Genomic DNA, 14,280 nt, shown 5'->3' with positions numbered 1-14,280 from the left:
TGCCATGCCGCTGCCTCCGCTTGCCCAGTTGCCCACTGACCTCGTTGCCGCCTGCGACTACGAACGCTATGCCCGTGAACGGATGACCGAGGCCACCTGGGCGTATGTCAGTGGTGGCGTGGGCGATGAACATACGCTTTCGGCCAACCCTGCTGCATGGCAGCAGCTGCCCCTGCACACCCGGGTGCTGGCCGACCTGAAGGAAGGCCACACGCGAACCGTGCTCTTCGGTCAGAGCATGGCACACCCCATCCTGCTGGCGCCGGTGGCCTACCAGACGCTGCTGCATCCGGAAGGCGAACGCGCCAGCGCCTACGCCGCCGGAGCCATGGGTGCGGGCTTTGTCGCCAGCACACTCTCCGGCGTGCCGCTCGAGGCGATTGCCGCCGCCACCACGGGGCCCCTGTGGTTCCAGCTCTACTTCCAGCCGGACCGGGCCGTAACCGCCGACCTGGTGCGTCGCGCCGAGGCGGCCGGTTACCAAGTACTGGTGGTGACGGTGGATGTCCCGGTCAACGGTGTGCGCAACCGGGAGCGCCGCGCCGGCTTCAGCCTGCCGCCCGCAGTGCAGGCCGCCAACCTGGAGCCTTATCCGCTTCCGGCGCCCCCCGTCCTGTCCGACTGGGAAAGCCCAGTGTTCCAGCACCTGATGGCCCAGGCCCCCACGTGGCGCGACATTGAATGGCTGCAAGCACAGACACGCCTGCCGATCGTACTCAAAGGCATCACCTCGGTCACCGATGCGCGCGAGGCGGCCAACCGCCAGCTTGCGGGTGTGGTGGTATCCAACCACGGCGGACGCTCGCTCGACACACTCCCGGCCACCGCCCGTCTACTGCCCGACATCGCCGAGGCGGTGGGGACACGGATGACGGTACTGGTGGATGGCGGCATCCGCCGGGGCACGGATGTGCTCAAGGCACTGGCGCTGGGGGCGGATGCGGTGATGGTGGGCCGGCCACAGGCCCATGCGCTGGCCACCGCAGGCGCCTTGGGCGTGGCCCACCTGCTCAAGTTGCTGCATGAGGAACTGGAAATGGCGATGGCGCTGACTGGCTGCGCCACAGTGGAGGCGGTGGGCCCGCAGGTGCTGGCCCACCGGTAAGGTTCAGGGCGCAAGCCGGCTGCGCTGCCAGCCGGCTTCGGTCAGACGGTAGTCCACCCGGTCGTGCAACCGGCTGGGACGGCCCTGCCAGAATTCCACGCGTTCCGGCGTGACGGCAAACCCACCCCAGTGCGGCGGTCGCGGCACATTGAGCGGATACTTGGCACCGAAGAGCGCGGCACGTTTCACCAGTACCGACTTGCCGTCGATCTCGCGGCTCTGCTCGCTGGCCCAGGCACCGATGCGGCTGGCGTAGGGTCGGCTGGCAAAGTAGGCGTCGGACACCTCCGGATCGACACGCTGCACCCGTCCTTCGATGCGCACCTGACGCTCCAGTTCGGGCCAGAAAAAGGTGAGCGCGACATAGGGGTTGGCCGAAAGCTGGCTGCCCTTGCGGCTGTCGTAGTTGGTGTAGAACACGAAGCACCCCGCCTCGATGCCCTTGAGCAGCACCATGCGTGCACTGGGCCGACCCTGCGCATCGACGGTGGCGATGTTCATCGCGGTGGGCTCGGGCACGGCGGCGCTGATCGCCTCATTGAGCCAGACTTCGAACTGCGCCACCGGGTCCGGCAGGCAGTCGTCGGGGGAGAGTTCCTTCTTTGCGTAATCCTTGCGGATGTCGGCCAGATTCAGCGTCATAGCATCCTTCCTCGGGTAAGCGGCAGGCAGCCTCGGCCAGAGAGGCGCGCCCGCCCGGCACCAGTTTGGGCTAGAATACCCCATTTGATTTGCGGTCGCTCCGCCCATGCACCTGGTCGCCATCGGACTCAACCACCAAACAGCCCCGCTATCGGTGCGCGAAAAGCTCGCTTTTCCGGCTGAAACGCTGCCCGGAGCGCTGGAAAGCCTGGTGAACTCCCGTGCCGCCACGGAAGCCGCCATCGTTTCGACCTGCAACCGCACAGAGCTTTACTGTGCCAGCCCGGACCCGGCCGCGCCCACGCGCTGGCTGTCGGCATTCCATGGGCTGGCGCCGGAAGAGATCGCTCCCTACCTCTACCGGCTGGAGGCCCCCGAGGCCGCCCGCCATGCTTTCCGTGTTGCCTCCGGCCTCGACTCCATGGTGCTGGGTGAAACCCAGATCCTGGGCCAGATCAAGGATGCGGTGCGCACCGCCGAACGCGTGGGTACCCTCGGCTCGCTGCTCAACGGCCTGTTCCAGAAGACTTTTGCCGTGGCCAAGGAAGTGCGCAGCCGCACTGCTGTGGGCGCAAGCTCGGTGTCGATGTCGGCTGCGGCGGTCAAGCTGGCCGAACAGATTTTCCCCACCATCGGCGAGCTGAATGTCCTCTTCATCGGCGCTGGCGAGATGATCGAACTGGTAGCCACACACTTCGCCGCGCGCCAGCCCGCCTGTATCACGATTGCCAACCGCACGCTGGAGCGGGGGCAAAAGTTGGCCGAACGTTTCGGTGGCGAGGCCGTCACGCTGTCGGAGCTGCCCGATCAGCTGCAACGTTTCGACGTGGTGGTCAGTTCCACTGCCAGCCAGTTGCCCATCATCGGCAAGGGGCTGGTGGAACGCGCCATCAAGGCTCGTCGCCACCGGCCAATGTTCATGCTGGACCTGGCCGTGCCGCGCGACATCGAGGCCGAAGTGGACGGACTGGACGATGTCTTCCTGTACACGGTGGACGACATCGCCGGCATCGTGGAAGTGGGGCGCGAAGCGCGGCAGCTGGCCGCCGAGGAAGCCGAGACCATCATCCAGGCACGGGTGACGGAGTTTTCCGAATGGCTGAAGAAGCGCGAGGCCGCGCCACTGATCCGCACGCTGCGCGACAAGGCCGAGGCCACCCGCCAGGCGGCGCTAGAGGCGGCCCTCAAGCAGCTGGCGCGGGGTCTGCCACCGGAGAAGGTGCTCGAGCAGTTGTCGGTGCAGTTGACCAACAAGCTGATGCATCCGCCCACCGAGGCCCTGTCCGGGCGCGGCGGCAGCGGTCATGAGGGCTTGGCCGAAGCGGTCGCACGCCTTTACCGCCTGACTACGGAAACCGAATGAAAGCCTCGATCGCAGCCAGGCTCGGACAGCTGACCGAGCGTCTTGAAGAAGTCACCCAGCTCTTGGCACAGGAAAACGCCACGCGCGACATGGATCTGTTCCGCAAGCTGACGCGCGAACACGCCGAACTCACCCCGGTGGTGGAGGCCTTCGCGGCCTACCGCCAGTGCGAGAACGACCTCGCTACCGCCGAGGAGATGCTCGCCGATCCGGACATGAAGGAGTTCGCCCAGGCAGAGATCGACGCCGGACGTACGCGCCTGGCCGAGCTCGATCTCGCGCTGCAGAAGCTCCTGTTACCCAAGGACCCCAACGACGAGAAGAACATCTTCCTGGAAATCCGCGCCGGTACCGGCGGAGACGAGGCCGCGCTGTTCGCCGGCGACCTGCTGCGCATGTACACCCGCTATGCCGAGCGCAACCGCTGGCAGGTGGAGATCGTTTCGGCCAGCGAATCCGACCTGGGCGGCTACAAGGAAGTGATCGTGCGCCTGATCGGTCTGGGAGCGTATTCACGGCTCAAGTTCGAATCGGGTGGCCACCGGGTGCAGCGGGTGCCCGCCACCGAAACCCAAGGACGCATCCATACCTCTGCCTGCACGGTGGCGGTGATGCCCGAGGCGGAGGAGATCGCCGAGGTGGTGCTCAACCCGGCCGACCTGCGCATCGATACCTTCCGCGCCAGCGGGGCCGGTGGCCAGCACATCAACAAGACCGACTCCGCGGTACGCATCACTCACCTGCCCACCGGCATCGTAGCCGAGTGCCAGGACGGGCGCTCGCAGCATGCCAACAAGGCCAGCGCCATGCAGGTGCTGGCGGCCCGCATCTACGACATCCAACTGCGCGAGAAGCAGCAGAAGGAAGCGGCCGAACGCAAGAGCCTGATCGGTTCAGGCGACCGCTCGGAGCGCATCCGTACCTACAACTATCCTCAGGGCCGGATCACCGACCACCGCATCAACCTCACCCTCTACAAGCTCGATCAGGTGATGGACGGTGACCTGGCCGAACTGACCGACGCGCTGATTGCCGAGCACCAGGCCGAACAGCTGGCCCAACTGGGCGACTGAGCGCCGACGGTAGGCGCGCCATGCAACGGGGCAGTCCTTCGGGCTGCCCCGTCCGCTTTGCCTGCGCCAGCGCAAGGGTTGGCCGAAACGGCCGCGACAGCACCTGGTCCGCGCCGTTAGAATTTCTGCAGTGTTGTTCCACCGGCGCAGACCGGAGCCAGGCATGATCAAGCGCATCGAGATTTCCGACCTGAGGGTCGGCATGTACATCCACGACCTCAACTGCGACTGGATGAGTCATCCCTTTCTGCGCAACCGCTTCCTGCTGGAAGACGAAAGCGACATCCGCCGCATTGCCGATGCCGGCATCTACGAAATCTACATTGATACCAGCCGCGGATTGGATCTGGTGCATGCGCCCACCGTCCAGGAGGTTGAATGCCAGCTCGACAGCGAGATCCGCGCCTTTGCGACCGAAGCACCGCCTGCAGCGGCCCGACGCGAGGCCGGGGAGGAAATCGGGCGGGCGCGGCAAGTGCACCACGAAGCCAGCCGCATCATGCACAGTGTGATGAACGACGTGCGGCTGGGGCGCCAAGTGCAGGTGGCTCAGGTGGAGCCGGTGGTGGAGCGCATGACCGGCTCGCTGCTGGCCAACCCCGGTGCACTGCTGTCGCTGTGCCGCATCAAGGACAAGGACGACTACACCTTTCTGCACTCGGTGAGCGTGGGCGCCCTGATGGTGAGCTTCTGCAACGCCCGGCAGATGGGCGCCGAACGCATCTTCCACGCTGGTCTGGGAGGCATGCTGCACGATATCGGCAAGATGCGCATTGACGATGCCATCCTCAACAAGCCAGGCCGGCTGACCGAGCAGGAGTTCGCGGTGATGAAATGCCACGTTGTGGAAAGCCGCCGTATCCTGGAGGCCACCCCCGGCATCACCGCCATGGCCATCGAGGTGGCCGCGCAGCACCATGAGCGGCACGATGGCAGCGGCTATCCGCTCGGACTGAAAGGCGACCAGATTTCCGAACTTGGCCAGATGGCCGCGATCGTCGACGTGTACGACGCCCTCACCTCGGACCGCTGCTATCACCAGGGCATGGCGCCCACCGACGCGCTGCGCAAGCTGTATGAATGGTCGCGGCATCACTTCAACCCGGCCTTGGTGCAGGCTTTCATGCGCGCCACCGGCATCTATCCGGTCGGAACACTGGTACGGCTGGAAAGCGGCCGGCTGGGCGTGGTGGTGGAACAGAACGAGAAGAGCCTGATCGCGCCCAAGGTGAAGGTGTTCTTCAGTCTGCGCAGCAACAGCCACATCCCGCCCGAAGTGGTAGACCTGTCGCGGCCGCTGGGTTTTGGCGGCGGTGACAGCATCGTGCGCCACGAAGCGCCGGAAAAGTGGAAGGTGGACCCGCTGCGCTTTCTCTAGCAGCCTAGAGCCAGCCGGCGCGCCATGAGGCCGAATCGCCCAGATCGCGCCACGGCAGTGTCCAGCGGCGGCGCGTGAGCACGGCCTCCAGATCCACCGTCAGCACTTTCTGCGGATCCTCCTGATCGCGCGTAACCCTTACCACCATGAAGTGTTTCTCACGGCTGGTGGGGGCCACGGCCGTCCACTTGCTGCGCAGCAGTTTCTTGTGATTGACCGGCATGGCGGGCTCCTTGTCGGACCGGGCGATTGCCCGTCAGGCTTGGAGAAGACGGCCGGCGATCAGTTCCACGATGCGGTCGCTGGCGCCCCGGTGGGCCGCGGTGAACGCCAGGGCGGCGTCGTGCATCGCCTGCCTGGCGGGTGCATCCGCCAGAAGGGCCAGCGCTTCGTCCACCAGCGCCCCGGCATCCGGCACCTGCCGTGCCGCGCCGGCCTCGAGTGCAAGACGGCTGGCTTCGGCAAAGTTGAACATGTGGGGGCCGAACAGCACCGGCCGCCCGATGCTGGCCGGCTCGATCAGGTTCTGTCCCCCCAGAGGCAGCAGGCTGCCGCCCACGAAGGCCACATCGGCCGCCGCGTAATAGCCGAACAGCTCACCCATGCTGTCCCCCAGCCATACTGCAGCATCGGGCGGCACCGGGCCTTCTTCGCTGCGGCGCGCGCACGCCAGGCCGGCGCCTTCGGCCAAGCCCGCCACGCTGTCAAAGCGTTCCGGATGGCGCGGCACCACCACCAGCAAGACCCTGCCCACCCGTGCCCGCGCAGCGCTCCAGGCAGCGAAGAGCAAAGCTTCCTCGCCTTCGCGTGTGCTGGCACACACCAGCACCGGGCGCGGCCCGATCCGCTGTCGGAAGTCCTCTCCCAATGCCAGTTTGTCGAGGGGGGGCGTGAAATCGAACTTGGTGTTGCCGCACACGTGCACCTCGCGGGCCCCAAGTTGGGTCAGGCGCCGGGCGTCCTCAGCGGTTTGCGCAGCCACGCCCGTCAACTGTGCGAGGGCGGGACGGATCAGCGCACCGATGCGCCGGTATCCCGCCAGCGACTTCTCCGACAAGCGCGCGTTGGCCAGAAACAGTGGCACCCCGCTGCAGGCCGCTGCCGCGATCAGGTTGGGCCACAGTTCGGTTTCCATCAGCACCCCGAAACGCGGAGCATGGTCGGATAGAAAACGCGCCACAGCGGCAGGCGTGTCGTAGGGAAGGTAGCGAATCTCGGCATCGGGGTAGAGTTCGGCAGCGGTGGCACGACCGGTGGGGGTCATCTGGGTAATCAGCAGCGGCACCCCCGGCCAGCGGGCCTGCAGGGCACGCACCAGAGGCAGTGCAGCGCGCGTCTCACCTACCGATACCGCATGAATCCAGATCGCTCCGCGATGGCGGGCGGCAAAAGGTTGGCCGAAGCGTTCGTCCCAGTGTTCCAGATAGGCCGGCGCCTTGCGGGCCCGCTTGCGCAGGTAGCGCCTGACCAGCGGCAACAGCAGGGGCCAGACTGCGCCATAGAGGCGCCGGGCAATCATGCCTGCCGCACCCGGCGGAGGGCGTCCAGCACCGCTTCAGGTGTGGGACACGCCCCAATACCGCCCAGGTTGGTGGCCCAGGCGGTCTCCACCACTCCGGTGCGGGCAGGGTCGGTATCGGTGTAGAGCGCCACCAGCGGTACATCCAGCGCATTGGCCAGATGCGTCAACCCGGTGTCCACCCCCACCACTGCCGCCGCATGCCCGATCAGTCCGGCCGCCTCCGGCAGACTGAGCCTGGGCGCCACCACGGCGGCAGGCATGGCCTGCGCCAGCCGTTCTGCGCGGGCCTTCTCGGTATCGTTGCCCCAAGGCAGCACCACCGGCCAGCCTTCGGTCTCGGCCAAGGTTTTCCCCAGTGCGATCCAGGCTTGTTCCGGCCATTCCTTGGAAGGCCGGCTGGTGGCATGCAGAAATACTGCGTAGCCCCCTTCGGTGAGCCAGGGTGGTCGTTCGCCTGCCCCGATGCCAAACCGGGGGGCGCCCTCCGGGTTGTAACCCAGCGCCTGCCCAAACAGGCGACGATTGCGCTCGATGGCGTTCAGGGTCCGCGGCACCGTCAGGCGACGATCGTAGAACAGGCTGGCCAGCGGCTCGCGGATGCTGCCAAAGTCGTAGCCCACCAGCGGACCTTGGGCAAGGCGTGCCGGCAGGGCGCTCTTGAGCAGGCCCTGGCTGTCAATCACCCAATCCCAGCGGCCTCCCTGTAGCGTGGCCTTCAGGGCCCGCATCTCGCGCCAGGTGGTGGGCGAAAGCAGGCTGCGTCGCCAGCGGCGCCAGGCAAGCGGGATCACGCGCCGGACTGCGGGGTGCAGGCGCGCGATATCGGCAAAGCCTTCTTCGGCCAACCAGGAGATTTCGACATTGGGGAAGTGTTCGGCAAGGTCGGTGACGGCTGGCCAGGTGTGGATGAGGTCCCCCATCGACGAGGTCCGCACGATCAAGAGCTGCATCATGGCTCGCATTGTACGAGCGGCCCTGTGGTTAACCAAGTAGAATTGGCCGCCATCAAATGTGGATAAGAGGCTGTGGAAAACCCGGGCTGGATTTATCCACAAGCTGTGCCTAGGCAAGGCGTAGCAACTATCCCAAGCCCATCAACAGGGCAAGATGTTGACAGCCTTGATGTTTTTTCGGTTTATCCACATGTGGACAGTTACTACATCAGTTTCATCCTTTTATAAAAGGGCAACAAAGAAAAGAAGAGGATGCGCTGTTTGAATGGCCAAAAGCGTTTTCCCGTACCCAACTGGCAAACGTCGCCTCAGTCTGTGGATAAACGAGCAGTTTGAAAGACGGCCCAACTTATCCACAATTGCTTCTCTACCGGCAAGCCGGGTTGGGCACATCTATATATAGTCCATAAGTATTTGAATTATAAATTGAAAAATCACTTATCCACAGGTAGCGGCTGTCTTCTACCAGTATCATCCGTATTTAATAGGAACACAGAGAAAAGATGCGAGAACCCGTCAGCCTGGTAGTCATTACCAAGAATGCGGCGCCAGCTCTGGAAAAATGCTTGGCCCAGGCCGCATGGGTGGATGAAATCGTGGTAGTGGATTCGGGTAGTACTGATACGACATTGGCAATAGCTTCTGCCTATAAGGCCAAAGTTATCCACCAGGACTGGCTGGGTTTCGGTCCGCAAAAGCAGTTCGCAGTGCAGGCCGCTTGTCATGATTGGGTACTTTGCCTGGATGCCGATGAGTGGTTGTCTGAAGAATTATCTTGTGAAATCAAAAGGTTGCTGGAAAACCCACCCGGGTTTGCCTACCGTTTTGCACGCAGCAACAAGTTCATGGGGCGTTTTCTGAAGCACGGGGAAGGCTACCCGGACTACAGCCTGCGGCTGTTCCACCGGGCGCATGCACGCTGGTCGGACGATATTGTTCACGAGACTGTCCTTACCCAGGCCGAGGTGCACACCCTGCCGGGCGACCTGATGCACGAGTCTGGGGAGGACTTGGCGCTTTACCTCTCCAAGCAGAACCGTTACACCAGCCTGCAGGCCGAAATGCTGTTCCGACGTGGAAAACATGTGGGCATCACCAAGCTGGTGCTCAGCCCCCTGCTGCGTTTTCTCAAGTTCTACTTTTTCAGGCAGGGTTTCCGGGACGGACTGCCCGGACTTGTCCACATCAGCATTGGCTGCTTCAACAGCTACATGAAATACGCGAAGCTGATCGAGCTTCACCGGATTGGGAACAAGTCATGAAAGTACTGGTAACCGGCGCTGCCGGCTTCATCGGACGTGCGGTGTGTGCGCGGCTTCTGGACCGGGGCGACATCAACGTACTCGGTGTGGACAACCTCAACGACTACTATGCGGTGGCCTTGAAGCACGCACGATTGGCTACCTTGTCCGGGCGCCCGGGTTTTGCCTTCCACCATCTGGACATTGCCGACTGGACGGCGCTGGAAGCGCTGTTCGCGGCAGAGCGGCCAGACTACGTGGTGCATCTCGCGGCACAGGCTGGGGTGCGCTACAGCATCGAGAATCCGCATGTGTATGCCCAGAGCAACCTGGTCGGGCACACCAATGTACTGGAGGCCTGCCGGCGTCATCCGGTGCGTCATCTCGTGTTTGCTAGTTCTTCCAGCGTCTACGGGCAGAATGCCAAGGTGCCCTTCTCCGAAGACGACCGTGTGGATGCGCCGGTCAGCTTCTATGCGGCTACCAAGAAAGCCAACGAAGTGATGGCGCATAGCTATGCCCATCTCTACCGCTTTCCTGTGACGGGTCTGCGTTTCTTTACGGTATATGGCCCCTGGGGCCGCCCGGACATGGCACCGTGGCTGTTTACCGAAGCGATCCTGCAAGGAAGGCCGATCAAGGTCTTCAACCACGGCCGCATGCAGCGCGACTTCACCTACATCGATGACATCGTGGAAGGCGTGCTGCGGGTGATGGAACGGCCTGCGGACGGCCAGCCCCCGTTTGCGGTGTACAACATCGGCAACCACAATCCGGTGCCGCTGACTGAGTTCATTGCCGCCACCGAAGCCGCCTGTGGACGCGAGGCGGTGAAGGAATACCTGCCGATGCAGGAGGGAGACGTACCCATCACCTATGCCGATACACGGCGGTTGCGGGAAGCGGTGGGCTTCTCACCCGACACGCCCCTACGTGCAGGCATGCAAGCCTTCGTGGACTGGTATCGCGCCTACCACAGTCTCTGAGCAGCCTTTTTTCCCGATGCAGAACCGGCCTTTCGCGAGGTCGGTTTTTTCTTGTATCAGCGCATTAGACTGCACTGATACTGTTTAACCAGGATCAAAAGACAAAAGGCAGGCACGGGCGTAGCATCTTTGCATTATCGTACGCGAGGAGAGCAGTATGAAATTGCGCATTATTACGCTGGCTCTGGCAGGTATTTGTCTGGTCAGCCCCCTGTCCAGCCTGGCTGCAACGGCTGTATCCGCCACCGCCCCCGTCTCTGCCACCCAGGCGGGCAAAGCCGATCAAGCCCTGCGCAAGCTGGTGGATGGCTACTTCCGGGAAAACCTGGCGCTCAATCCGCTGAACGCGCCTGACATGGGGGTGAACACCTACAACGACCGTTTCGGTGATTATCTCTCCAACGATTATCTCTTCCGCCAGAAGGCGCTGGAAACCCGCTATCTGGAAGCCATCCGCAAGGTGGATCGCAGCCAGCTTTCGGCCGACGGTCAGATCACCTATGACGTGTTCCTCTACGATCGGCAGATGGCGCTGAAAGGCTTCGACTTTCCGTTCTGGTACCTGCCGCTCAACCACTTCTACAGCAAGGCCAGTACTATCGCCGAACAGGGTAGTGGCGAATACGGCCAGCCTTTTGCCACTGTCCGCGACTATGACAACTTCCTGAAGAAGCTGGACGGCTTCGGCCGCTGGGCCGACATGGCGGTCCAACGCATGCGTCAGGGCCAGGGCGAAGGGGTGACGTTGGCCGCCCCGCTGGCCAAGATCCTGGAGGGCCAGCTGCGCGACTATGTGCCAGCCAAGCTGGAGGACAGCCAGTTCTGGAAGCCGGTGATGCACTTCCCCAAGAACTTCAGCGCTGCTGACAAGGCACGGCTGACCAAAGCCTATCGGGCCAAGATTCAGGAAGTGGTCAATCCGGCGTATCTCAAGCTGGCGGACTTCCTGAAGAACGAGTACCAGCCAAGGCAGACGCTGGGATGGCAGGGCTTGCCCAACGGTGCAGCCTGGTATCAGTATCTGGCCGACCTGAACACCACCACTACCCTGCCTGCGCAGCAGATTCACAACATCGGCAAGCAGGAAGTCGCTCGCATCTTGGGCGAGATGGAGACTGTGCGCCAGCAGGTGGGCTTCAAGGGCGATCTGAAAGCGTTCTGGAAGTATCTGCAGACCGATCCCAAGTTCTTCTGGACCGATCCCAAGCAGCAGGTGTCCGACTATGTTGCCTTCCGCGATCGCGTCTATCCGGTGCTGCCGAAGTTCTTCGGGCTGATGCCGAAGGCACCGTATGAAGTGCGTGCCGTGCCCAAGGAATCGGAAGACACGGCAGGCGTGGCGTACTACAACCCCGGCACGCCGGATGGCAAGCGCCCGGGAGTGTTCTTCGTCAACACCAAGCCGGGCCAGCAGCTGCCCAAGTGGAGCCTGGAAACCCTGGCAATGCACGAAGCCGCACCGGGGCATCACTTCCAGATCGCGATCAAGCAGGAGCAGAAGGGTGTGCCGGAATACCGCAAGTTCCGCGACTACACCGCCTACGAGGAAGGCTGGGCGGTCTACGTGGAAAGCATCGGTCGCGAGCTTGGGATGGAGAAAGACCCGTTGCAGTACTTCGGCAAGCTGAACGAGGAAATGCTGCGCGCGATGCGTCTGGTGGTGGATACCGGACTGCACACCCAAGGCTGGACGATCGAACAGGCCGAAGCCTACATGTTGGCCAACTCCGCGCTGGGTGAAGGCGACGTACGCTCTGAAGTACGCCGCTACCTCGCCATCCCCGGACAGGCGCTGTCGTACAAGGTGGGGCAACTGACGATCAGCCGGCTGCGTGCCGAAAGCCAGCAGGCGCTGGGGCCTCGCTTCGACATTCGCCGCTTCCACGATCAGGTACTCGGTTCGGGTGCATTGCCGATGAGCGTGCTCGAAGCCAAGGTACACAACTGGGTCAAATCCGGCGGTTGATCTCGGCTTTTGCGGTAAAGTACCAAGGGCCCGTGCGCGGGCTCTTTTTCATTATCCGGGAAACACGATGATCACCCTGCGTCCTGCCACTGCCTTCGATGCCGATGCCTTGCGCGAACTGATCCTGATTCATGGGCCCAATCCTTGGAACTGGCTACCTCCAGAAGGTGTGGAAGCCACGCTGATGCAGCTGGTGGCGGGTCAGGCGGGGGCGGTGTTGGCCGAAGCGGGGCCGCAGTTGGTGGGTGCCGTCATTCATCGCCGCGAGGATACCTACCCTGCCCTGCGGCCGGTGGAGGTGCCTGCCGTGCAGGCGGCCTTCATCGTCGAAGCCGTCGTACACCGCGATCACGCAGGTCAGGGTATCGGGGCCCGGCTACTCGCTTCCGCCTGCGCACACTTGGCCGACCGTGGCTGTCTATGGGTGGTGGCCGACCGCCATGAGGAAAATGCCGCCTCGGCCGGCATGATGCGCAAGGCAGGTTTTGCCGAACTGGCGGTGTACGACGATCCGCAGCGGCGAACCAGCGGCACAGGCCGTACCACGGTATGCGGGCGTTACCTGTGAGGTAGCTGCCTCCCACCTTCGGCCAACCCTGCCCCGTAAGCCCCAACAAAAACGCCGACGGCGAAACCGTCGGCGTGGCAGGCAGGGCTATCAGCCTTCGTCTTCTTCTGCGGGAGGCGCCCAGTTGTCGTCCCGTGTGACCATGATCTTGTCGACCCGGGTCTTGTCCATGTCCATCACCTCGAAGGTAAAGCCACACCACTCGAAGCGGTCGGTGACGGCGGGTACCCGGCCCAGCTGGAACATCATGATACCGCCCAGCGTGTTGATGTTGCCGGTTTCCTCTCCGGGCAACAGAGTCTCCAGGTCGAAGTACTCCTTGAAGCGGTCGAGCGTCACCATGCCATCGACCAGCCAGCTGCCGTCGTCGCGGCGGACGATCTCTTCGTCGTAGGGCACACCGCTGGCAGGCAGGTCGCCGACGATCGCCTCGAGTACGTCATTCATCGTCACCAGCCCTTCCAGCTCGCCATATTCGTCGACCACCAGCGCCAGATGCGTGCGGGACAGCTTGAACTGCTCGAGAAGCTGCATCAGCGACACATTGGCGGGCACATAGAGCGGTGCCTCGAGGTTGGAAGTGAAATCCACCGGCTCACCGGCCAGCATGCGGTCCAGCATGCGCTTGGCGTCCAGAATCCCCATCACATGCTCCATATCGCCCTTGCACACCGGGAAGCGTGAGTAGGGGCTTTCCTGCAGCAGGCTGCGGTTCTCTTCCAGGGTGTCCTCGATGTCCAGCGCCACGATTTCCTTGCGTGGCGTCATCACCGAGGCCACCTTGCGGTCGTCGAGGCGGAAGATGTTTTCCACCAGCTCCTGCTCGGCGCGGTCAAACACGCCTTCGTCCGCCCCCTGCTCCATCAGCACGCGGATCTCTTCCTCGGTGATCGAAGGTTCCTTGCTCTTGCGGGCACCCAGAAGGCGCAGAATGGAGTCGGTGATGAGGCTGAGCACCCGTACCAGTGGCGAGCTGATGCGCGACAGCAGGCGCATCGGGCGGGCCATGGTGGCGGCCACCAGTTCGGGGTTGAGCATGGCCAGTCGCTTGGGCACAAGCTCGCCCAGGATCAGCGACAGGGTGGTGACAGTGATGACCATGATCACCACCGAGAGGACATGGCTGTAATCGGCCAGGGCAGGATACTGCACCAGCCAGTTACGCAGCTTTTCCGAGATGGCGGCTTCACCGAATACCCCGGACAGGATACTGATCGAGGTGATGCCGATCTGGATGGTGGAGAGAAAGCGGGTGGGCTCTTCGGCCAGCTGCAAGGCGGCCTGGGCGCCCTTGTGGCCATCGTCGGCCCATTGCTGAAGGCGGACCTTGCGCGAGGAAACCACGGCCAGTTCAGACATGGCAAACAGGCCGTTAAGAAGGATGAGAAGCAGTAATATCAGTATGTCCACGGTCGGCACATTGTGTTGAGGAAACCTAAGCTTAGGGCATGCGCTGGTCCGAGGGAAGGGCGACAGCGCCCCC

The 14,280-nt window shown here is 63.2% G+C and carries 13 protein-coding genes; 8 read left to right on the top strand and 5 right to left on the bottom strand.

From position 1 onward, the window contains the following. Positions 1 to 4 precede the first annotated feature (4 nt). The gene (locus EV669_RS04630) at positions 5 to 1,105 is read left to right on the top strand and encodes an alpha-hydroxy acid oxidase (RefSeq protein WP_054285581.1); all 1,101 of its coding nucleotides are present in this window, start codon (positions 5 to 7) and stop codon (positions 1,103 to 1,105) included. A gap of 3 nt (positions 1,106 to 1,108) precedes the next feature. On the opposite strand, the gene pdxH is transcribed toward EV669_RS04630, so the two are convergent. Then, a complete protein-coding gene (pdxH, locus tag EV669_RS04625; protein WP_055433826.1) occupies positions 1,109 to 1,747 on the bottom strand; it encodes a pyridoxamine 5'-phosphate oxidase in 639 nt (212 codons plus the stop codon). Between the two features lie 106 nt (positions 1,748 to 1,853). Here pdxH and hemA point away from each other — a divergent pair, with 106 nt between their 5' ends. The 3 genes from hemA (at position 1,854) to EV669_RS04610 (ending at position 5,561) form a co-directional block, all read left to right on the top strand. Beyond that, positions 1,854 to 3,110, top strand: coding sequence for a glutamyl-tRNA reductase (hemA, locus tag EV669_RS04620; RefSeq protein WP_054285579.1), 1,257 nt, complete (start codon positions 1,854 to 1,856; stop codon positions 3,108 to 3,110). Beyond that, on the top strand, positions 3,107 to 4,183 hold the full coding sequence (gene prfA / locus EV669_RS04615) for a peptide chain release factor 1 (protein WP_054285578.1): 1,077 nt from the start codon (positions 3,107 to 3,109) through the stop codon (positions 4,181 to 4,183). Before hemA ends, prfA begins: the two co-directional genes overlap by 4 nt. Before the next feature lie 163 nt (positions 4,184 to 4,346). Further along, the gene (locus EV669_RS04610; RefSeq protein ID WP_054285577.1) at positions 4,347 to 5,561 is read left to right on the top strand and encodes an HD-GYP domain-containing protein; all 1,215 of its coding nucleotides are present in this window, start codon (positions 4,347 to 4,349) and stop codon (positions 5,559 to 5,561) included. 4 nt (positions 5,562 to 5,565) lie between these two features. Here the strand turns inward: EV669_RS04610 and EV669_RS04605 are convergent, their stop codons facing one another. Genes EV669_RS04605 through waaC form a run of 3 tightly spaced genes read right to left on the bottom strand, consistent with a single transcriptional unit; the run spans position 5,566 to position 8,036 of the window. Further along, positions 5,566 to 5,784 (bottom strand): TIGR02450 family Trp-rich protein, encoded by a 219-nt coding sequence (locus EV669_RS04605; protein ID WP_054285576.1) that lies wholly within the window; start codon positions 5,782 to 5,784, stop codon positions 5,566 to 5,568. 33 nt (positions 5,785 to 5,817) lie between these two features. Continuing rightward, positions 5,818 to 7,080 (bottom strand): lipid IV(A) 3-deoxy-D-manno-octulosonic acid transferase, encoded by a 1,263-nt coding sequence (gene waaA / locus EV669_RS04600; protein ID WP_132098009.1) that lies wholly within the window; start codon positions 7,078 to 7,080, stop codon positions 5,818 to 5,820. Further along, the gene (gene waaC / locus EV669_RS04595) at positions 7,077 to 8,036 is read right to left on the bottom strand and encodes a lipopolysaccharide heptosyltransferase I (RefSeq protein ID WP_132098008.1); all 960 of its coding nucleotides are present in this window, start codon (positions 8,034 to 8,036) and stop codon (positions 7,077 to 7,079) included. Before waaC ends, waaA begins: the two co-directional genes overlap by 4 nt. Before the next feature lie 503 nt (positions 8,037 to 8,539). Here waaC and EV669_RS04590 point away from each other — a divergent pair. The 4 genes from EV669_RS04590 to EV669_RS04575 all read left to right on the top strand — a co-directional run bounded on the left by EV669_RS04590 (position 8,540) and on the right by EV669_RS04575 (position 12,797). After that, positions 8,540 to 9,298, top strand: a complete 759-nt coding sequence (locus EV669_RS04590; RefSeq protein ID WP_132098007.1) for a glycosyltransferase family 2 protein — start codon at positions 8,540 to 8,542, stop codon at positions 9,296 to 9,298. Beyond that, on the top strand, positions 9,295 to 10,263 hold the full coding sequence (locus tag EV669_RS04585) for an NAD-dependent epimerase (protein ID WP_132098006.1): 969 nt from the start codon (positions 9,295 to 9,297) through the stop codon (positions 10,261 to 10,263). The genes EV669_RS04590 and EV669_RS04585 overlap by 4 nt, the downstream gene beginning before the upstream one ends. Positions 10,264 to 10,420: 157 nt before the next feature. Further along, the gene (locus EV669_RS04580) at positions 10,421 to 12,229 is read left to right on the top strand and encodes a DUF885 domain-containing protein (protein WP_132098005.1); all 1,809 of its coding nucleotides are present in this window, start codon (positions 10,421 to 10,423) and stop codon (positions 12,227 to 12,229) included. A 67-nt stretch (positions 12,230 to 12,296) separates the two neighbouring features. Then, positions 12,297 to 12,797 (top strand): GNAT family N-acetyltransferase, encoded by a 501-nt coding sequence (locus EV669_RS04575; RefSeq protein WP_132098004.1) that lies wholly within the window; start codon positions 12,297 to 12,299, stop codon positions 12,795 to 12,797. Positions 12,798 to 12,887: 90 nt separating this feature from the next. Here EV669_RS04575 and EV669_RS04570 read toward each other — a convergent pair whose 3' ends face one another. Continuing rightward, positions 12,888 to 14,207 carry a hemolysin family protein gene (locus tag EV669_RS04570; RefSeq protein ID WP_082446401.1) on the bottom strand — a complete coding sequence of 440 codons (1,320 nt, stop codon included), beginning with the start codon at positions 14,205 to 14,207 and terminating at the stop codon, positions 12,888 to 12,890. Positions 14,208 to 14,280: the final 73 nt, after the last annotated feature.

The sequence above is a fragment of the Gulbenkiania mobilis genome, assembly GCA_004346645.1.
GTDB lineage: Bacteria > Pseudomonadota > Gammaproteobacteria > Burkholderiales > Chromobacteriaceae > Gulbenkiania > Gulbenkiania mobilis.
This window is presented reverse-complemented; position numbering and strand designations above follow the sequence as displayed.

Coding starts and splice junctions, on each gene's coding strand:
- EV669_RS04630 (WP_054285581.1), top strand. CDS start 5: ATGCCGCTGCCTCCGCTTGCCCAGTTGCCCACTGACCTCGTTGCCGCC.
- pdxH (WP_055433826.1), bottom strand. CDS start 1,747: ATGACGCTGAATCTGGCCGACATCCGCAAGGATTACGCAAAGAAGGAA.
- hemA (WP_054285579.1), top strand. CDS start 1,854: ATGCACCTGGTCGCCATCGGACTCAACCACCAAACAGCCCCGCTATCG.
- prfA (WP_054285578.1), top strand. CDS start 3,107: ATGAAAGCCTCGATCGCAGCCAGGCTCGGACAGCTGACCGAGCGTCTT.
- EV669_RS04610 (WP_054285577.1), top strand. CDS start 4,347: ATGATCAAGCGCATCGAGATTTCCGACCTGAGGGTCGGCATGTACATC.
- EV669_RS04605 (WP_054285576.1), bottom strand. CDS start 5,784: ATGCCGGTCAATCACAAGAAACTGCTGCGCAGCAAGTGGACGGCCGTG.
- waaA (WP_132098009.1), bottom strand. CDS start 7,080: ATGATTGCCCGGCGCCTCTATGGCGCAGTCTGGCCCCTGCTGTTGCCG.
- waaC (WP_132098008.1), bottom strand. CDS start 8,036: ATGATGCAGCTCTTGATCGTGCGGACCTCGTCGATGGGGGACCTCATC.
- EV669_RS04590 (WP_132098007.1), top strand. CDS start 8,540: ATGCGAGAACCCGTCAGCCTGGTAGTCATTACCAAGAATGCGGCGCCA.
- EV669_RS04585 (WP_132098006.1), top strand. CDS start 9,295: ATGAAAGTACTGGTAACCGGCGCTGCCGGCTTCATCGGACGTGCGGTG.
- EV669_RS04580 (WP_132098005.1), top strand. CDS start 10,421: ATGAAATTGCGCATTATTACGCTGGCTCTGGCAGGTATTTGTCTGGTC.
- EV669_RS04575 (WP_132098004.1), top strand. CDS start 12,297: ATGATCACCCTGCGTCCTGCCACTGCCTTCGATGCCGATGCCTTGCGC.